This window comes from Amycolatopsis sp. 2-15, from assembly GCF_030285625.1.
GTDB classification, from domain to species: Bacteria; Actinomycetota; Actinomycetes; order Mycobacteriales; family Pseudonocardiaceae; genus Amycolatopsis; species Amycolatopsis carbonis.
Genome location: NZ_CP127294.1, coordinates 9,012,572 through 9,030,930 on the forward strand (window position 1 = coordinate 9,012,572; position 18,359 = coordinate 9,030,930).

An 18,359-nucleotide genomic window follows, 5' to 3' on the forward strand; every position below is an offset into this window, starting at 1 on the left:
GCAACAGCGAGTCACACAGCGGCAAGCAGCAGGTACCCCATACCCGCACCCATCACAGCGCGGCACACCGTGCGCGAGGTCAGCCCGGGTGCGGCGTCGCCGCGCGTGCGCACCGCGACCACACCCGACCGGGCGGCGTCGGCCACGAAGTACACCGCGCCCAGCACGGCGAGCAGCGGCACCGCGAGCCGGGTGTCCATAGAGGACATCGTGAGCCACGGGCCGTGGACCATGCCGCCGTGGGGCATCGCGCTCACCATGTACAGCATCGCGGCCGCGGACAACGCGTGGTGGCCGCAGCCCGAAGTGTGGGCCTGACCGCGCCCGCGCCACCAGGCGAACCCGAACCACGCCGCCGTGAGCACGAACACCGCCTGCCAGCCGGCGGCGGGGATGGGGCCGCCGACGGGCGAGATCATCGCCACCATGGCCACCACGAGCAGCAGCTCGGCGAGGTCGGCGTTGCGCACGCCGGAGCCGAGGCGCGCGTAGTCGAGCCGTACGAGCCGCAGCACGCACGGCAGCGCGAGCACCGCGAAGACCGCGGTGAGCAGCCATGCCACCAGCACCGGTGCGCTCATGGCGAGCCCGCGAGGACGGTGGATCCGGACATCGTCGTGCCTGCTTTCACGCTGCGTCGCTGATCTCCGCTCCACGGTGGCATTCCACGGCAGGTGAGCACCAGCCAGCAAAGAGGTGAAAGTCGTTGCCCCACAAGAGTTACCGACCTCGCAGAGCTACCGTACGGGGCCAGGGTATGAGTCGCGCTCAGTGACGAGTCAAGACCAGTCCACTGGTCGGGACGCCGGACCCGGCGGTCACGAGCACGGTCTCGGCTTCGCGCACCTGATTCACGGCCGTGCCGCGGATCTGGCGCACGGCTTCGGCGATGCCGTTCATGCCGTGGAGGTAGGCCTCGCCGAGCTGCCCACCGTGCGGGTTGAGCGGCAGCGCGCCGTGCAGCGTCAGGGTGTCGCCGGCGATGAAGTCGTTCGCCTCGCCGCGGCCGCAGAAGCCCAGTTCCTCCAGCTGCATCAGCACGTACGGGGTGAAGTGGTCGTAGAGCACCGCGACGTCCACATCGGACGGTCCGAGCCCCGACTGCGCCCACAGCTGCCGGGCGACCACCCCCATCTCGGGCAGCGCGGCAAGGTCGTCACGGTAGTAGCTGGTCATCACGTACTGGTCCGGCCCGCTCCCCTGCGCCGCCGCGGCGACCACAGCCGGCGCGTGCCGCAGGTCGAGCGCGCGCTCGACGCGCGTGACGACCAGCGCCACCCCGCCGTCGCTCTCCTGGCAGCAGTCGAGCGGGTGCAGTGGCTCCGCGACCCAGTGCGACGCCTGGTGCTCGGCCAGCGTGATCGGCCGGCCGTGGAACCACGCCGCCGGGTTGGTCGCGGCGTGCGCATGGTCCACCACGGCCACGCGGCCGAAGCCCTCCATCGGGTCGTGGAACGCATTGTCCACACCGGACGAATTGATCTGCCTCGCCGCGGCGGCCGACACGCGGCCGAAGCGCTGTTCGGAGCGTTCGTTGAAGGCGCGGTACGCCACCACCACCTCGGCGACACCCGTGGCCACGGCCATCGCGGCCTGCTGCACCGTCGCGGCCGCGGCACCACCACCGTAGTGGATGCGACTGAAGAACTCGAGCTCCGGAATACCCAGTTCACTGGCCAGCGCGATCTCCGCGGTGCCGTCCATCGTGAACGACACCAGTCCGTCCACTTCGGACGCCTAGAGGCCGGCATCGGCCAGCGCGTGCGTCACGCATTCGGCCGCCAGCCGCAGAACGCTCCGGCCGGAGTCCTTGGAGAACTCCGTGGCCCCGATCCCGGCGATCGCCGCCACGCCCGCCAACGTCACGACGCACCACCAGCCAATGTCAGGGAAACGGTGCCGGTCAGGTGCTCGCCCAGGCTGCCCGTCGCGGAAACGGCGAGCTCGACGTCGGCGCCGTCGCGCGAGACGACCGGCCGGTGAACGTGAGCGTGTCCCCCCGCGTAACACGGCACGCCGAGGCGGATCTTGATCGACCGGATCAACGCCTCAAGCCCGGCCCACTCGCTCACGAACCTTTGCACGAGACCGGTATCGGTGAGGATGGTGAGGAAGATGTCCTTTGAACCCCGAGCGACGGCGGCGTCGCGGTCGTGGTGCACGTCCTGGAAGTCACGGGTCGCGAGGGCGGTGCTGACCACGAACGTCGTGGTCGCCTCGATCCGCAACGACGGCAGCTCGACCGTCATCGCGCCACCCGCCACGCCGGCAAGGTCAGCTCGTCGTCCACCCGCACGAACGCGGCGACCACCGGCAGCCCGACCCGCACCTCGTCCGGCTCCGCGTCGAGCAGCTCGGCCAGCACGCGCACGCCCTCTCCAGCTCCACCGGCGCGACCACGAACGGCAGCCGCTTGCCCGGCACCGGCGGGTGGTGGTGCACGACGTAGCTGTAGACCGTGCCGCGTCCGCTCGCCACGACGTAGTCCGGTGTCACTTCAAGGGAACCGCCAGGCGGTATCGGACCCGGCGGGTGCCGCAGCGTGTCGCCCCACCACTGGATGCGCAGCTCGCTCTTCCGCAGGCCGGCCCAGAAGAAACTCCGTGTCCCGGCTGATCAGCGGGCGCAGCACGGGCGCGGGCGGCTCGGCCGAAAGCGGCCGGAACTTCAGCACCCGGAACACCATGTCCGCCACGGGTTCGCCGACGCGCTCGTGGTTGAGCTGAGTGGTGATCAGGCGCCAGCCCTCGTTCTCCTGCCCCACCAGCAGGTCCGCCGGCACGCGGACGTTCTCGTAGTAGGTGGCGTTCACGTGGTGGGCGCCGTCGCACGTGATGATCGGCGTCCACGAGTAGCCGGGGTCGCGGGTGTCGACAACGAGGATCGAGATCCCCTGGTGCTTGGGTGCGTCCGGCGAGGTCCGCACGGCAAGCCAGATGTAGTCCGCGTCGTGGCCGCCGGTGGTGAAGATCTTCTGGCCGTTGACCAAGTACTCGTCGCCTTCGCGCACCGCGCGGGTCCGCAGCGAAGCCAGGTCTGTGCCCGTCTCGGGTTCGGTGTAGCCGATGGCGAAGCAGCGTCGGGCCAACGGTCTGCAGTGTCTCCGACGGCAGCTGCACGTCGGCGCGCGCGGCCTGGTCCACGAACAGGTGCTGCTCGATCTCACCGAAGCCCTGGCCGCCGTAGCGCTTCGGCCAGCCGACGCCGAGCTTGCCGTCGCGGCCCAGGCGCCGCACGACCTCGCGGTACACCGGCCCGTGGCGCTCCCGCAGCAGCGCCCGGCGTTCCTCGGGCGTCAGCAGGCCCGCGAAGTACTCCCGCGGCTCGGTGCGCAGCGCCTGCTGGGCGGCCGTCAGCCGATGTGCGTGCTCACCCGGCCACCCGCTCCCCCAGCCGGTCCAGCGGGTGCGCGGCGCCGCCGAGCGCCCGGCCAAGATCCTTCACCGCCGACGAATACCGGTGCAGCGGGTACTCGCGGTCGACGCCGAGGCCGCCGTGCAGGTGGTGGCACGTCGCCAGCGCCGCGGGCGCCTGGTCGGTGAGCCAGTAGGCGGCGATGTCGAGCTCTGTGTCGGCGTCGAGGCCCGCGGCCAGCCGCCACCCGGCCGACGTCGCGGCCAGGTGCACGGTCCGGGGGGCCACGTAGACGGCCGCGATCTGCTGGGCCACCTGGAACGCCGCCAGCGGACGGCCGAACTGCGTGCGCTGAGCGACATGCTGCGAAGTCAGGGCCAGCGCGCCGGCCAGCAGCCCTTCGCCCAGTGCCAGCGCGCCCGCAAGCGCGAACCGGTGCAGCGTGGCGACGGCGTGGCCGGGTGAGCGGTCGCGCAGGAACTCCGTGTCGGCCAGCCGCACCCCGGCCAGCCGCACGGTGTACTCGGGCGCGCCGCCGGAGCTGGGCGTGCGGACGAGCTCGACGCCGTCGGCGCACGGGTCGACCAGGCGCCACCGCGGTACCGCCCGGCAGTGCGACCGGGGTGAGGATCCGCGTGGCGTCCGCGGCGCCCGGCACCCCCGTCTTGACGCCGGTGAGCTGCCACACACCGTCGCCGGCCGCGCCGACGGTGCCAGGCACGGTCGTGAACGGCGCGGACGGCTCGTGCAGCGCCGCCGTGAGCACCTCATCGCCGGCCGCGACGGGCGGCAGCAACTGCGCACGCTGGCGCGGCGTGCCGAGCGTCTCGACGGGCAGCGCACCCAGCGCCAGCACGGCGTACACAGGCACGGCCGCGGCCGCGCGGCCGACTTCGGTCAGCACCGCGGCGACCCTCCGCGACTCCGAGCCCGTCGCCCCCGAGGTCCTCGGGCAGGGCGAGCGCGAGCAGCCCGGCGCCGGCCAGCGCGCGCCACTGCTCGCCCGCGTCGGCGGATTTGCCGAGCACCCCTCGCGGTCAGCGCGGCGATCCCGGCCTGCGTATCGTCGGGGGTGAAGTCCACGCCGGTCCCTCCCTCCGAATGGCCGCCACAAGTGGAACACGTTCTAGCTTTAACCGGAAGGGATGGGATCGGCAACCTCCGGTGGCTTCGGCAACCGGGTACTCCAGAAGCGGAACAGGCCGTCGAGCGAAGAGGGGTGCCGAGTCGACGTGGGTGCGGAACAGGTTCTCATCGGCGCGCTGAGCGACGTCGGCTGGCAGGCGACCCGGAAGCTGGCGACGATCCCGTCCACGGCCGGGGTGCCGGACCCGGAGCCACTTTCACTGCCGGGCCGCGGCCAGACCGTGGTGGTCGACGTGGGCCCGCGCCAAGCGCCCGCGATCATCCTGCTGCACTCCGTGGCCTGCACCGGCCTGCTGACCTGGTACCCGCTGCTGGAGCGGCTTTCCGCGCACTACCGCGTGGTCGTGTTCGACCAGCGCTGGCACGGGCAGGGCATCCGCTCCCACGAGTTCACGCTGCAAGACTGCGCCGACGACGTGGTGGCGGTGGCCGACGCGCTCGACATCAAGCGGTTCATGATCGCCGGCTACTCGATGGGCGGCATGGTCGGCCAGATGGTCGCCTACCAGCGGCGCGAGCGCGTGAGCGGCCTCGTCCTGTGCTCCACGGCGAGCTATTTCCGCCGCGGCGTGCGCCAGCGCGTGGCGCTCGACCTGTTCGGGCGCACGCTGCAGCTCATGCGCGACCAGGCCAAGATCGGCCTCGTGCCCGGCGAACCGCGCCGCGAACGGCTCGCGCGACTGGAGGACCACCGGTGGGCGCTCGCCGAGTTCCGGTCCACGAGCCCTTGGGCCATCGCCGTCGCGCTCGACGAGATCGGCCGGTTCGACTCGGCGCCGTGGCTGCACACGTTGCGCGTGCCGACCTCGGTGGTCGTGACCAGTCGCGACGGTTTCATCGCGCCGGCGCACCAGCGGTCACTGGCGCGGCGCATCCCGGGCGCGGCGACGTACGAGATCCCCGCCGGGCACACGGCGTGCGTGCTCGCGGCGAACCAGTTCGTACCCGCGCTGATGGCGGCGTGCACGTCGGTGCACGCGGCGATCGCCGACGAGGAAACGGACCGGGTGCGCGAGGAAGAACCCGACTCGGCGTGAAGCTCAGTAGCTGGAAACCAGGTCCGCGGGGCTGAGGTCGAGGCGGTAGGGCACCTCGAGGTGCACGGTCTCGCCGCCGGTGGCCTCGGCGTCGAGCACGTATTCGGTCCCCTCCAGGCGAAAACAGCTGAGGGTGGGCTCGTTGGGCTCGATGACCCAGTAGAACGGGCAGCCGGCCGCGGCGAGGCGGGCGGGCTTGAGGTGGCGGTCGATGTAGCGGCTGGACGGGGAAACGACTTCGACGGCGAGCACGGGCACGCCCACGAGTGCGCGCTCGGTGAAGGTCTCGCGCCGGCCGACCACCACGTCGGGGATCATCACGGTGAACTCGTCGAGCACGACGTCGACCGGTGCGGGGAGCACCTCGCAATCCTCAGGGCACACCGGGGTGAGCGCCGCGAGCAAGCGCGCGACCACCCTCTGGTGCAGCGGACGCGGGGACGGGCTCACCAGAAGCGTCCCGTCCACCAGTTCGTATCGATGGCGTTCATCCGTGATCGCCTCCAGGTCCCGACGGGTGAGACGGTCGCCGTGTGCGAACGACGGGACTGTCATCATGCTGCCCCCAGGACGGGCCGACCGGAAAACGACTACGCCAGGGTAGACGGGTACACGCGGCAGCGCGAACCGTCCTCCGGCGTGTTGGAAACCCGGGCGGCCTATCCGTCCGCGCGCCGTCCGGCGTCCGCCGTCACACAGGGTCACGAAAATGCGGCGAAACAGACCCGGACAGCCCAGGAGAACCCCGCACGACAGGGCCGTTCGAGTTATGTGAGCGAATTCTCGGAATGGCCATTCCGGGTAGGGTAATACGACACCAATGGATTACCCGCTGGACTTCTGAGCTGGTCCGAAACCGATCTTTCGTGACGCCGTAAACGTGTTCCCCTCGGCTCTACATCACGTTATCATTGCGCGATCGAAGCGAGCAGGAAACCCCAAGTAAGGTGAACTTCACCATTCCGCATCACGTTCGCTCTCCGTGATTAACCGGGTGGACAAGAAAATCACGCATTCTGATTCGACGTTCGCACGCGTCAGCACACTTCGGTGGTGGTCATGCCTGCCCCGTCCGCACCCAGCCGGCCCGTCTCCCTCTTCCGCCTCGACGGCACCGGCGCCGAGCCCGACCTGCTGGTGTCGCTCAAGCCCGAGCAGGTCACCACCGACACGACGGTGGACCTCTCCGGTACCCGCGCGCGGCTGGTCGCCGGCGCGTTCCACACCGAGATCCCGTTGTGGCTTCCGCACGCGGCCGCGTTGACCGGAAGCGAACTCGACCTCTCTTCCACGCTGCCGTTCGCCGTGCTGCTCGTGCCGCGTCCACCTTGGACATACGCGGTGTCCTGGGGCGCCGGGCACCTGGTGCTCAACGACGAGTACGTGGAGCAGGGTTTCGGGCTGCTGTTCGGGATCCGCCGCCTCGACCCGTTCGACCTCGGGCTGGTGTCGAGCGCCGCGCTCGACGTGTCGGCACGCGCCACGCAGATCTCGATCCCGGGCGGCGGCGAGCTTTCCGCGTTCCGGCTGGAGCCCTACGGCGACCTCGTGAACCGGCTGGCCGGCTCCGCGGACCTGACCGACCTCACCTACGGGCGGGTGACCGGCAAGCGCTACCGGATCCGCGTCGGCAACTCGCTCTACGTACCGCTTGCGAAGGAACCACAGGCTTTTCTCGCGGATCTCGACGCGGTGGGTGCCGTCGTGGACGAGCCCGACGCGTCTTCGGCGCTGCGATTCGTGGCGCAGACGCGGCCGCTCGACCGCCACCACCGGCTCGTGCCGACGCTGGAGGCGCAGCTGGCCGAAGCGCTCGGCGGCGACACCGGCGCGTCGCTCGGCCTGGCGTGGCCCGCGACCGCGGTGAACGACGCCGAGAACGCCGGCTCGTTCCGCATCACCGGCCTCGGCTCCGGCGGGCCGCTGCACGTGGAGTCGCGGCTGGAGCTGGAACACCTCACGGGCCGGCTTGCGCAGCTGCCCGAGGACAAGCGGGTGAAGGCCCTGCGCGCCGGGCGCGTGGCCACCTGCGCCGACGAGGCGGGCGAAGAGGAGACCGGGTCGCCCGTGCAGGTCGCGAAGTGGCTCGTGTTCGAGACGACGATCGGGCACACCCGCTATGTGTTCCACCAGGGCCGCTGGTACCGCATCGGCGAGACGTACGTGGAGCAGATGCGCGAGCAGGTCTCGCAGCTGCTGGCGCGCAAATACGAGTGGCCGGACCTCACGTGGAAACCCACCGGCGAGCCCGACGACGAGAACCGCTACTGCCGCCAGGTCGCCACGCTCGACGGCTACGTCTGCCTCGATCGCGACACCGCGACCACACCACTGCACCCGCGGTTCGAGCTGTGCGACCTGCTGGGCCCGGGCAACGAGCTGATCCACGTGAAGTGGCTGGGCCGCGCGACGGCCGCCAGCCACCTCTACACCCAAGCGCTCGTGTCGGCCGAGGCGCTGCACGACGAGCCGGAAGCGTTGGCGCAGCTGGCCGAAAAGGTGTCCACTTTGGACGACGGACGGGTGCTGACCGAGGCGCCGGACACCGTCGTGCTCGCCGCCGCGGGCCGCGCGTGGAACGTCGGCGAGCTGTTCACCCTGTCGCAGGTCGCGTTGCTGCGGCTCGACCGGGCGGTGCGCAGCCTGCAGGCGACGTTGAAATTCGCCGACATTCCGTACCAGGCCAAGAAGAAGACCACCGCTCAGCCGGCCAAACGCCGCCGCAAGGCCTGAGCGGCAGGCGGTTCGGCTCACGCGCGGCTAGGCTGGCGCGCAGTTGCCCGGCGAGACGGTGAGGACGTGATGACGGTGCCCCCTGATCCCCCGATCTGCGCCCGGATCGAAGAGCACTGGCGCGCCTCCGAGGCCGGGGACATCGACACCGAGCACGCGATCTACGCCGCGGACGCGATCCTCGACTACCCGCAGTCCGGCGAACGCTTCCGCGGCCGCGACCGGATTCGCGCGCAACGCGGCGGGCACCCGGCCGAGCGCCACTTCACGATCAGCCGGATCACCGGCGGCGGCGACCTCTGGGTGAGCGAGTGCGTGATCACCTACGACGGCTCGCCCACCCATTCGGTGAGCGTCATGGAGTTCACCGACGGCTTCGTCACCCACGAGACCCAGTACTTCGCGGATCCCTTCCCCGCGCCCGAGTCGCGGGCGGCCGTGGCCGAGCGGATCCCGGGCTGACGTCAGGCCGGCATGGCCTTGAGCAGCTCCGTCATCGCCTCGGGCAGGGCCTCGGCCAGCGGCCACAGGTCCTTCACCAGTTCCTTGGCGCCGAGCAGGCCGACGCCGACCTTGCCCTCGTATGAGAAGACAGTGATGTTGAGGCCGGCGCCGTGGAAGACCGGGCCCAGCGGGTACAAGGCGGTGACGCGGGCTCCGAGCAGGTAGAGCGGCATCGGCGGGCCGGGCACGTTGGAGATGATCAGGTTGTGCACCACCGGGTGGCGCTCGGCGAGCCGCAGCGAAGAGTAGGCGCGCACACCGAGGCCGAACGCCGTGGCCGGGGAGAACTGGGCCCAGTCGGCGAGCATGTCGGCGTCGATGTCGTAGTGGTGGTCCTTCGACAGGCGGTTGGCCTCGGCGAGGAAAAACACGCGCGCGGCCGGGTCACCCAGGTGGGTGGGCAGCGAGGCGAAGAACGCGGAGACCTTGTTGCTGCCGTGATCGCGTTCGGTGCGCTCGTGCACCGACACCGGCACGGTCGCCACCAGCGGGTCCTCCGGCAGCTCGCCGCGGCCGAGCAGGAACTGCCGCAGCGCGCCGGAAACGAGCGCCAGCACCACGTCGTTGACGGTGACGCCGAAGGCGTTCTTCACGCGCTTCACGTCGTCGAGGTCCACGTGGGCGTAGGCGACGCTGCGGTGGCCGGTGATCGTGCCGTTGAGCGACGTGCGGGGCGCGGTGAACGGGACCGGCATCCCTTTGCCGCGCAACGTCTTGCCGAGCCAGCGCGGCACGAGCTCCACCAGCTCGGGCAGCAGCTTCGCCATCTCGAACGGGCGGTGCGCGAGCCCTTCCAGGCTTTCGCGCAGGATCTCGACGCGCGTGGGCAGGCCGCTGTTGTGCTGCTTCTCCCGCGGGATCTCCGGCAGCGGCGCCTCGGGCTCGAGGCCCGCGAGGTAGGTGATCAGGCTGGCGCCGCCGACGCCGTCGATGCTCGCGTGGTGCATCTTGATGAGCACCGCGATGCCACCGTCGGACAGGCCCTCGATCACGTAGAACTGCCACAGCGGGTGCGCCCGGTCGAGCTGCTGGCCGGCGATGTGGGCGCACAGCTCGGACAGCTCGCGGTCGTCGCCGGGCGCCGGCACGCCGATGCGGTGCAGGTGGTTGTCGAGGTCGAAGTCCTCGTCCTCGACCCACACCGGATGGCTGAGGTTCCAGAGTGGATTGTGCAGTTTGCGGCGAAATTCCGGAATCAGCGCGACGCGCTCGGCGAGCCGGCGCTGCAGCTCGGCGAACGAGTAGCCGCCGGGGATGGTGGAACCGTCGAGCGTGAGCAGCCCGCAGACGTGCAGGACCTGCGCAGGGGTCTCCAGGTAGAGGAAACTCGCATCCAGGCCGCTCAGTCTCTGCATGTCGTCAGGCTACCAATCCGGCCAGAAGCAGGCGGGTACCCAAACCGCGCGTTATCGCATGTGGCAGCCGTTCCCGCCGTTACTGTGGTCGGGTTGGTAGCGGGCAGCACAGTAAGGCAGAACGGCGGATGGGGCGGTTTGCGGCGGTAGCATCGCGAAGGTGAAACCGGCCTTCCTGACCCGCCGGGCCGCGCAGCTCGGCCTCACCGCCGTCGCCCTGCGCCCGCCGCGCAACCGGGTCACGTCGATCCCCGTGTTCTTCAGCGCGTGGCTGACCGACGAGCTGGCTCCGCAGCTGCTGGCGCTCACCGCGTTGGACACCGCGCAGCACGTCGCGCGGCACGGGCGGCGGTCGTCGAGGGCCGGGGTTGCGTTGGCCGCGCTGTCGGCCGCCGGGCTGGGCACGCTCGTGGCGACGGCGCAGAAGGCCCGCGGGGAGGTCGAGTCGGCGCTCACCGAGGCACTCGGGCCGGACTACTCCACGCGGCTGGAGCACCCGCCGAGCTCCCGCGACCTGGCCACGCCGTGGGGTCAGCTGGCGCTGCCGTTCCGCGGCCGCGATCCCGAGGTCGTGCGCGAGCGGAACATCCCGTACGCGCCGGGCGGCAAGCGGTTCCTGCTCGACGTCTTCCGGCCCGCGAAGCCGGTGACCGGCGCGCCCGTGCTGTTGCAGATCCACGGCGGCGCCTGGACGATCGGCAACAAGGACGAGCAGGGCCAGCCCCTGATGCGCCACCTCGCGCGCCGCGGCTGGGTGTGCGTGGCGATCAACTACCCGCTCGCGCCCGCCCACCGCTGGCCCGCGCACGTGGAGGCCGCGAAGCGCGCACTGGTGTGGATTCGGTCGAACATCGCTTCGTACGGCGGGGATCCCGGTTTCGTCGCCGTCACGGGTGGCTCGGCGGGCGGGCACCTGGCCGCGCTGCTCGCGCTGAGCCAGAACGACCCGGCCCTGCAACCGGACTTCCCCGACGCCGACACGAGCGTGCAGGCCTGCGTGCCGCACTACGGCGTCTACGACATCGCGGCCACCAGCGGCGCGACCGAGAGCCAGTACCGCCTGGAGAGCCTGCTGGCCCGCCGCATCTTCTCCCCCGACCGCGACCCGGTGACCTACCTCGACGACTACGTGGCCGCCTCCCCGCTCGACCGCGTCTCCGACTCGGCGCCGCCGTTTTTCGTGATCCACGGCCGCAACGACTCGCTCGTGCCCGTCGAGGAGGCCCGCGAGTTCGTGACCCGGCTCCGCGCGGCATCCCACCAGCCCGTCGCCTACGCCGAACTCGCGGGCGCGCAGCACGCGTTCGACATCTTCCCCTCGATCCGCAGCGCCCACGTCGTCCGGGGCGTGGAACGGTTCCTCGACCACACCTACCGGGCGTGGGCCGCGGCGGACCGGTAGCTCAGGGTTCGAGCGGCGCGTTCGGGTCCGCCAGCCGGTCGGCGTCCACCGGGCCTTCGGCGCGGATGAGGGCCTTGAGCTGGTCGCCGACGTCCCAGACGTTGACGTTCATGCCGGCCAGCACGTGGCCGTCGCGGAGCCAGAAGGCGATGAACTCGCGCGCCTCGACGTCGCCGCGGAAGACGACGCGGTCGTAGGCGCCTGGGTCGACGTGGCCGTGGTACTCCATGCCCAGGTCGTACTGGTCGGTGTAGAAGTACGGGAGCTCGTCGTAGGTGGCTTCCTGGCCGGCCATCGCGGCGGCGGCGACGGCGGGCTGGTTGAGGGCGTTGGCCCAGTGCTCCACGCGCACGTGCTTGCCGAACAGTGGGTGCTGGGCGGAGGCGATGTCGCCGGCCGCGAAGATGTCCGGGTCGGTGGTGCGCAGGGACGAGTCGACCACCACGCCGTTGTCCACGGCCAGGCCCGCGGCCTGCGCGAGCTCGACGTTGGGCGCGGCGCCGACCGCGACGAGCACGGCGTCGGCGGCGACCTCGGTGCCGTCGTCGAGACGGACGCCCGTGGCCTTGCCCTCGTCGGTGGTGATGGCTTTGACGTGCACGCCGAGGCGCAGGTCGACGCCGCGGGCGCGGTGCAGGTCGGCGAAGACCGTGGCGACCTCGCGGCCCAGCACGGCCAGCAACGGCAGCTCGGCGACCTCCAGCACGGTCACCTCGGCCCCGGCCTCCCGCGCGGCGGCCGCGACCTCCAGGCCGATCCAGCCCGCGCCGATCACGGCCAGGCGGGTGCCCGCGGTCAGCGTCGCCTTGAGCTTCGCGGAGTCGCCCAGGCGGCGCAGGTAGTGCACGCCCTCGGCGTCGGCGCCCGGGATCGGCGGGTGCCGCGGGCTCGAGCCCGTGGCCAGCAGGAGCTTGTCGTAGCCCACGGTCTCGCCGCCATCGAGGCGGACGACGTGGTTGTCGCGGTCGATGGCGGTGGCCGTGGCGCCCAGGCGCAGGTCCACGTCGTGCTCGGAGTACCAGCCCTCCTCGTGCACGAACACGCTGTCGCGCTCGGCCTTGCCGGCGAGGAAGTCCTTCGACAGCGGCGGGCGCTCGTAGGGCCGGTCGGGTTCGTCGCCGATGAGCGTCACCCGTCCGGTGAACCCCTGGGCCCGCAAAGCCTCAGCGGCTTTGGCGCCGGCCAGGCCCGCGCCGACGATGACAAAACCCTGCTCTGCCACAGGAAACAACTCCTCTATGCGTTGACACCGGTGAGTGCGAAGAACTCCTGGCGGGAGCGGGCATCCTCCCGCAAAGTGCCCAGCAGTGTCGAGGTGACGGTGCTGGAACCCGTGGCCTGCACGCCGCGCAGCGTCATGCACGTGTGCTCGGCCTCGATGACCACGCCGACTCCCTTCGGGGACAGCTGCTCGCCCAGCCAGCCCGCGACCTGCTTGGTGAGCCGCTCCTGCACCTGCGGCCGGCACGCGAAGTGCTCGACGACGCGCGCCAGCTTCGACAGGCCGAGGATGCGGTCGCCCGGCAGGTAGCCGACGTGCGCGACACCCGTGAACGGCAGCAGGTGGTGCTCGCACACCGACCGTACGGGGATGCCGCGGGCCAGCACCAGCTCGTCGTAACCCTCGTCGTTGGGGAACGTGGTGAGGTCGAACGAGCGCGGCGTGAACAGCTCCGCGTACGCACGCGCCATGCGCTCGGGCGTGCCCTGCAGGCTCTCCGTCTCCAGGCTGACGCCGAGCGCCCGTAGGAAGTCGCCCGCGGCGCGCGCGGCGGCGGCGAGATCGATGCCGGGGTCGGGTTCGTGGACGACGTGCAGAGCAGAGCCGGAGCGCATGGGGACCCCTCGGGGGTTCGGCGGGTTTTCGTCCATGAATATTGGTCTTATTGTCAGCTTCGGTCAAGGTGACCAGTTCAACAGGGTGAACTGACACTTGCGGACACGGCCATGGGCGTTATCGTGGGAGCCGTGACGACTGAGCCCGCCGCTCCCGCGATCAAGGCCGTGGCCGCGCTGGAGGAGGACCTGCGCCGCGGGATGTACACGTTCATCCGCGGCGCGGTGCGGCCCGTCACGCGCGACGAGGCCGCCGCGTCGGTCGGGATCTCGCGCAAGCTCGCGGCGTTCCACCTCGACAAGCTCGTGGACGCCGGCCTGCTGCGCTCGCGCTACGAGGCCGTGGGCGGCATCCGCAAGGTCGGCCGCACCCCGAAGGTCTACGAACCCGCCGACACCGACTTCGCCGTCACCATCCCGCCGCGCCGCCACGGCGTCCTCGCCGACATCCTTCTCGACGCCGTCGTCACCGAAACCGAGGGCGAAACCGCCCGCGAAACGGCCCTGCGCGTGGCGGCCGAGCGCGGCGAATCCCTCGGCGCGGCCGAGCGCGCCTCCCTGCGCCCCGGCCGCCTCGGCGCCGAACGCGGCTTGACGGTCACCGAAACCGTTCTCGCCCGGCAGGGGTTCGAGCCGCGCCGCGAGACACCGACGTGTGTGCGGCTGCGCAACTGCCCGTTCCATCCGCTGGCGAGCAAGGCGCCGGATCTGGTGTGCGGGATCAACCAGGCGTTCCTGGGTGGCATCGTCGCGGGGCTGGAGGTGCCCGGCGTCGACGCGGTGCTGATCGATCCCGCGCCCGGCGGGTGCTGCGTGGAGCTGCGAGCGGATCAGCCCGGCGGATAGGCGACATCGAGGGCACGCGTGGACGGTGGGCCGTCCAACTGCCAAGCCGAGCCGGTGCGGAGGAAGCGGTACCAGCGGTGGTCGCGGCCGTAGCGGAGTTGCAGGGGGCCTTGGGTCACGCGGTTGCGCCAGGTTGTGGTGGGGTCGGGGAGGCCGGAGTCCGAGAGGCAGGCGCGGGCGTCCGCGAGGGGGCCGGGGCCCGGGGACCACGTTTCGCGTAAGGCGGCCAAGCCGTCGCGGCCCGCTTCGCGCCAGGCGTGGGCCCAGGTGGTGAGTTCGGGCAGTGCGACGCCGGCCGCGTGGGCCAGGGCGGGGAGTTCCGCCGACGTGCGGGCGGCGGCGCGGCGGGCCAGGTCTTCTTCGAACGACAGCTCGGCCGTGGCGCCGCCGGAGAGCAGGAGGTCGCGGGCGAGGGAGGCGGCGTCGGCGGCGAGGGTGCCGAGGGTGGCCGACGTCCAGCCCGTGTTCGGGGGCGGGTCGAGGTCGAGGACGGCTGGTGGGCCGGCCACGTCGGGCACGGGCGGCAATCGCGGCACGGCGGTGACGCGGCGGGCGTAGGCCCGTTTCGGGGTGAGGCCGGGGTCGTGGACCTTCTTGCGTTGCGGGCGGTCCGGGGTGCGCAGCGTGCGCAGCCGGGCGAGGACTTCGTCGCGGGGGCGGCCGCGGAGCTTGAAGAGCACGAACGGGTCGGTGTCGACCTCGTCGGCCACGACGTAGTACACGGCGGCGACGTGCTTGCACGGATTCGCCGAGTCCGGGCACGAGCAGCGCGGCTTCAGATCGCCCGGGCCCGGGAGCAGATCGGCTCCCGCCTCGCGGGCCTGCGCGGCCAGCTTCTCGGGCAGCTCGCCGTCGAGCAACGCGGCGGCGTGGCCGAGGCGGCGGCCGACGACGTCGAGCAGCGAATCCCACTGCTCAGGCGAGAACTCGCGCATCCGGATCGTCACGTGGTACGGCTCGGGCCGGCTCCCGCGCACACGCGCGGTGACCTCGCCGGCGCCGACGTGCAGCTCGCTCACGGTGTCCTTGCGCGCGTACGTGCGCCCGCGCGGCAGGCGGTTCGGGTCGACGCTCGCGCGCTGCTCCAGCGCCTCCACCCAAGCGCGGCCCCACCAGGTGTTGCCGAACGTCCTGCGCCGGGTCCCGGGAATCGTGCGGGGCATCACCCACCGCCGAGCCGCACGAGGTCGGCGAGCTGGTCGTCGGACAGCTCGGTGATCCAGTCCTCCCCCGCACCGACCACGGCCTCGGCCAGCCCGCGCTTCGCCTCGAGCACCGTGGCGATGCGCTCCTCCAGCGTGCCCTCGGCGATCAGCCGGTGGACCTGCACGGGCCGGTCCTGCCCGATCCGGTACGCGCGGTCGGTCGCCTGGTCCTCCACGGCCGGGTTCCACCAGCGGTCGTAGTGGATCACGTGCGTCGCGCGCGTCAGGTTGAGCCCGACACCGCCCGCCTTGAGCGACAACAGGAACACCGGCACCTCGCCGGACTGGAACGACGCCACCAGCCCGTCGCGCCGCTTCGGCCCGATTTCGCCCGACAGCAGCGCCACGGGCAGCCCGCGGTCGGCGAGGCGGCGCTCCAGCAGGCGGCACAGCTGCACGTATTGGCTGAACACGAGCACGCTGTCGCCCTCGTCGAGGATCACGTCGAGCAGCTCCTCGAACGCGGCGAGCTTCCCGGAGCGTCCGGTGAGGACTCCGCCGCTCTCCTTGAGGAACTGCGCGGGGTGGTTGCAGATCTGCTTGAGCTCGGTGAGCAGCTTGAGCACCTGCCCGCGCCGCTGCACGCCCTGCGACTCGCGGATCTCGGCCAGGTTCTCCCGCACCACGGCCTCGTACAGCGTGGTCTGCTCGGCCGTGAGCGGCACGAACCGGTCGGTCTCGGTTTTCCGCGGCAGCTCCGGCGCGATGTCGGGGTCGGTTTTCTTGCGCCGCAACAGAAAGGGGCGCACGGTCGTGGCCAGTCGCTCCGTGGCCCACTGGTCGCGGTCGCGCTCGATGGGCCGCGCGACGGTGCGGCGGAAGCGGTCGAGCGGGCCGAGCAGGCCCGGTGTCGTCCAGTCCATCAAGGACCACAGCTCGGTGAGCCGGTTCTCCACGGGCGTGCCGGTGAGCGCCACGCGCGCGGCGGCCGGGACCTTCCGCAGCCCCTTTGCCGTGGCGGACAACGGGTTCTTCACGTGCTGGGCCTCGTCCGCGGCGACGAGACCCCAGTCCACTTCGGACAGTGTCGCGCGGTCGCGGCGCACCACGCCGTAGGTGGCGAGCACCACCTCGTCGGGCAGCAGGTCGTCGAGGTGGCGGCCACCGCCGTGGAAGCGGCGCACCCGCACGTCGGGCGCGAACTTCGCGAACTCGCGTTCCCAGTTGCCGAGCAGCGACGTCGGGCAGACCACGAGCGTGGGCCCGGCTTTCAGCGCCCGGCGGTGCAGGTGCAGCGCGATGAGCTGGATGGTCTTGCCCAGGCCCATGTCGTCGGCCAGGCACGCGCCGAGGCCGAGGCCGGTCATCGTGGCGAGCCAGCCGACGCCGGCGAGCTGGTACGGGCGCAGCGTCGCCGTGAGTCCGTCGGGCGGGCCGACCGGCTCGGGGCTGCGCTCTTTGAGCCGTTCGACGAGGCCGGCGAGCGCGGGCTGCGCGGCGAACTCGACGGTTTCGCCGTCCAGCTCCAGCTCGCCCGTGAGCGCCGCCGCCAGGGCCTCGGCGCCGGTGAGCTTGCGGTTGCGCTTGGCGCGCATCCGGGCGATCAGGCGCGGGTCGAGCTTCACCCACTGGCCGCGCAGGCGGACGAGCGGCCGCTTGGCTTCGGCGAGCGTCGCGACTTCCTCGTCGGTCAGCTCGGCGCCGCCGAGGGACAGGCGCCAGCGGAACTCCAGCAGGCCGTTCAACGGGAACGCGGGGCCCGCCTCGCTGGCCGGCGCTTGCGTCGCGCTCGCCTTCGCGCGGACTTCGCCGGCGAAGAGATCCTTGGGCCACAGCACTTCGATGCCGGCGCTGCCCAGGTCGCGGCCGCCTGAGCCGAGCAGGTCCACGACGTCGTCGTCGGACAGCGCGAGCTCCGTCGGCGCGGCTTCGGCGAGCACGCGTCCCAGCGGCGGCCACGCTCGCGCGCCGCGGCGCAGGCCGAGCAGCAGCTGGGTTTCCACCTGGTCACCGAGGCGATGCAGCACGGCATCGGGGGCGTCCCAGAGCGTCGCGGCTTCGACGACCAGGCTCGGCTCCAGCGCGGACCGCACGGCCAGCACGCCCGCGAACTGCTCGTCTTCCCGTGCTTCGACCCGCAGGATCAGCTGCGCGCCGTGGGGCCCGCGGGCGTCCAGCTCGGTGAGCCATGCCGCCCCGGCCGGCCCGACCAGCGTCGGCTCGGGCTCCGCGAACGCCGGCCCACCCGCCCCGACGGACGCGGAAGGGCTGCGCACGAGCACGTCGGCCGCCGCGTCCCACAACGCCCGGACCAGCGACTCCGGCGAGTGCAGCCGGATCCGCTTCACTCCGGACAACGGCAACGCGTGCGCCTCCGGCGGCAACGCCGACGCGAGGCCCCGCACCAGCTCTTCGTCGGCGGCGTCCAGCGGCCCCACCCGCCACGACCCCACACCCCCGGGCGTGAGCGCCGGCCGCAACCTGCCGCGCGCCACCAGGTTCACCCCCGCGTTCACGACGGCCGACCACGCGGCGATCGCCGGGCTCACGTCGTCGGGCACCACCAGCAGCCGCGGGATCGCCCGCGCCAGCGGGACGAGGCGCGCGTCCACCTTGGTGCGCGCGAACTTCTTGTCGTTGGGCAGCACGAGCTCGATCGCGGTGTCCCCCGCGACCTCGTCGCCCCACAACGCCAGCACACCCTCCCGCGGCGGGTCCGAGGGAAGGTAGGTGGCCTGGGTCAGTGCGCCGAACTCCACGCCCAGCACCGTAGGGCAGGGGTACGACAAACGGCTCAGCGGCAGGCCGGGTGGCTCGGCCCAGCGCCCCCAATGCGGCGTTCGGTGCGCCCAACGCACCCAACGCCGCATTGGGGCGCGGGCCGGGTGGCTCAGCGAGGTAGGCCCAGCACCCGCTCGGCCACCGCCGAGAGCAGGACCTGCGTCGTGCCGCCGGCGATCGAGAGGCAGCGGATGAGGAGGAACTAGCAGCAGTCCGGCCA

12 protein-coding genes and 4 pseudogenes are annotated in these 18,359 nt (G+C 71.8%); 5 read left to right on the plus strand and 11 right to left on the minus strand.

What is annotated here, in order from left to right; translation table 11 throughout:
- Positions 1–11: 11 nt before the first annotated feature.
- The 5 genes and pseudogenes from QRX50_RS44485 to QRX50_RS44510 form a co-directional block, all read right to left on the minus strand.
- Positions 12–581: a DUF5134 domain-containing protein gene (locus QRX50_RS44485; RefSeq protein ID WP_285969068.1), complete on the minus strand. Its 570-nt coding sequence runs from the start codon at positions 579–581 to the stop codon at positions 12–14.
- A gap of 187 nt (positions 582–768) precedes the next feature.
- A pseudogene (locus QRX50_RS44490) lies at positions 769–1,866 on the minus strand (lipid-transfer protein).
- Positions 1,863–2,249: pseudogene (locus QRX50_RS44495) on the minus strand (hotdog family protein). The pseudogenes QRX50_RS44490 and QRX50_RS44495 overlap by 4 nt, the downstream one beginning before the upstream one ends.
- Positions 2,246–3,356, minus strand: a pseudogene (locus tag QRX50_RS50160) (acyl-CoA dehydrogenase family protein). The pseudogenes QRX50_RS44495 and QRX50_RS50160 overlap by 4 nt, the downstream one beginning before the upstream one ends.
- A gap of 13 nt (positions 3,357–3,369) precedes the next feature.
- Positions 3,370–4,437: pseudogene (locus QRX50_RS44510) on the minus strand (acyl-CoA dehydrogenase family protein).
- A 149-nt stretch (positions 4,438–4,586) separates the two neighbouring features.
- Here QRX50_RS44510 and QRX50_RS44515 point away from each other — a divergent pair.
- Positions 4,587–5,537, plus strand: coding sequence for an alpha/beta fold hydrolase (locus QRX50_RS44515; protein ID WP_285969070.1), 951 nt, complete (start codon positions 4,587–4,589; stop codon positions 5,535–5,537).
- Between the two features lie 3 nt (positions 5,538–5,540).
- Here the strand turns inward: QRX50_RS44515 and QRX50_RS44520 are convergent, their stop codons facing one another.
- A complete protein-coding gene (locus tag QRX50_RS44520) occupies positions 5,541–6,095 on the minus strand; it encodes a Uma2 family endonuclease (RefSeq protein ID WP_353074057.1) in 555 nt (184 codons plus the stop codon).
- Between the two features lie 501 nt (positions 6,096–6,596).
- On the opposite strand from QRX50_RS44520, the gene QRX50_RS44525 reads away from it, so the two are divergent.
- Positions 6,597–8,270, plus strand: coding sequence for a TIGR04141 family sporadically distributed protein (locus QRX50_RS44525; protein WP_285969071.1), 1,674 nt, complete (start codon positions 6,597–6,599; stop codon positions 8,268–8,270).
- A gap of 69 nt (positions 8,271–8,339) precedes the next feature.
- On the plus strand, positions 8,340–8,732 hold the full coding sequence (locus tag QRX50_RS44530; RefSeq protein WP_285969072.1) for a nuclear transport factor 2 family protein: 393 nt from the start codon (positions 8,340–8,342) through the stop codon (positions 8,730–8,732).
- A gap of 2 nt (positions 8,733–8,734) precedes the next feature.
- On the opposite strand, the gene QRX50_RS44535 is transcribed toward QRX50_RS44530, so the two are convergent.
- Positions 8,735–10,129, minus strand: a complete 1,395-nt coding sequence (locus QRX50_RS44535) for a WS/DGAT/MGAT family O-acyltransferase (RefSeq protein WP_285969073.1) — start codon at positions 10,127–10,129, stop codon at positions 8,735–8,737.
- Positions 10,130–10,289: 160 nt separating this feature from the next.
- Between QRX50_RS44535 and QRX50_RS44540 the strand changes: the two genes are divergently transcribed.
- Complete coding sequence (locus tag QRX50_RS44540) at positions 10,290–11,531, plus strand: alpha/beta hydrolase (RefSeq protein ID WP_285969074.1); 1,242 nt, start codon at positions 10,290–10,292, stop codon at positions 11,529–11,531.
- A 1-nt stretch (position 11,532) separates the two neighbouring features.
- Here QRX50_RS44540 and QRX50_RS44545 read toward each other — a convergent pair whose 3' ends face one another.
- Together QRX50_RS44545 and folE are read right to left on the minus strand one after the other, a co-directional pair.
- Complete coding sequence (locus tag QRX50_RS44545; protein ID WP_285969075.1) at positions 11,533–12,753, minus strand: NAD(P)/FAD-dependent oxidoreductase; 1,221 nt, start codon at positions 12,751–12,753, stop codon at positions 11,533–11,535.
- Between the two features lie 14 nt (positions 12,754–12,767).
- The gene (gene folE / locus QRX50_RS44550; RefSeq protein ID WP_285969076.1) at positions 12,768–13,367 is read right to left on the minus strand and encodes a GTP cyclohydrolase I FolE; all 600 of its coding nucleotides are present in this window, start codon (positions 13,365–13,367) and stop codon (positions 12,768–12,770) included.
- A 111-nt stretch (positions 13,368–13,478) separates the two neighbouring features.
- Between folE and QRX50_RS44555 the strand changes: the two genes are divergently transcribed.
- A complete protein-coding gene (locus tag QRX50_RS44555; RefSeq protein WP_285969077.1) occupies positions 13,479–14,213 on the plus strand; it encodes a helix-turn-helix transcriptional regulator in 735 nt (244 codons plus the stop codon).
- On the opposite strand, the gene QRX50_RS44560 is transcribed toward QRX50_RS44555, so the two are convergent.
- The gene (locus QRX50_RS44560) at positions 14,198–15,376 is read right to left on the minus strand and encodes an SWIM zinc finger family protein (protein ID WP_285969078.1); all 1,179 of its coding nucleotides are present in this window, start codon (positions 15,374–15,376) and stop codon (positions 14,198–14,200) included. The two genes, QRX50_RS44555 and QRX50_RS44560, sit on opposite strands and share 16 nt — an antisense overlap.
- Entirely contained in the window at positions 15,376–18,117 is a 2,742-nt protein-coding gene (locus QRX50_RS44565) for an SCO1167/SCO6262 family helicase (RefSeq protein WP_434533204.1), read from the minus strand. Before QRX50_RS44565 ends, QRX50_RS44560 begins: the two co-directional genes overlap by 1 nt.
- Positions 18,118–18,359: the final 242 nt, after the last annotated feature.

What these genes read in the sequence shown, in the direction of transcription:
- QRX50_RS44485 (WP_285969068.1), bottom strand. Translation starts at nt 581, where the DNA reads ATGAGCGCACCGGTGCTGGTGGCATGGCTGCTCACCGCGGTCTTCGCG.
- QRX50_RS44520 (WP_353074057.1), bottom strand. Translation starts at nt 6,095, where the DNA reads ATGATGACAGTCCCGTCGTTCGCACACGGCGACCGTCTCACCCGTCGG.
- QRX50_RS44525 (WP_285969071.1), top strand. Translation starts at nt 6,597, where the DNA reads ATGCCTGCCCCGTCCGCACCCAGCCGGCCCGTCTCCCTCTTCCGCCTC.
- QRX50_RS44530 (WP_285969072.1), top strand. Translation starts at nt 8,340, where the DNA reads ATGACGGTGCCCCCTGATCCCCCGATCTGCGCCCGGATCGAAGAGCAC.
- QRX50_RS44535 (WP_285969073.1), bottom strand. Translation starts at nt 10,129, where the DNA reads ATGCAGAGACTGAGCGGCCTGGATGCGAGTTTCCTCTACCTGGAGACC.
- folE (WP_285969076.1), bottom strand. Translation starts at nt 13,367, where the DNA reads ATGCGCTCCGGCTCTGCTCTGCACGTCGTCCACGAACCCGACCCCGGC.
- QRX50_RS44555 (WP_285969077.1), top strand. Translation starts at nt 13,479, where the DNA reads ATGGGCGTTATCGTGGGAGCCGTGACGACTGAGCCCGCCGCTCCCGCG.
- QRX50_RS44560 (WP_285969078.1), bottom strand. Translation starts at nt 15,376, where the DNA reads ATGCCCCGCACGATTCCCGGGACCCGGCGCAGGACGTTCGGCAACACC.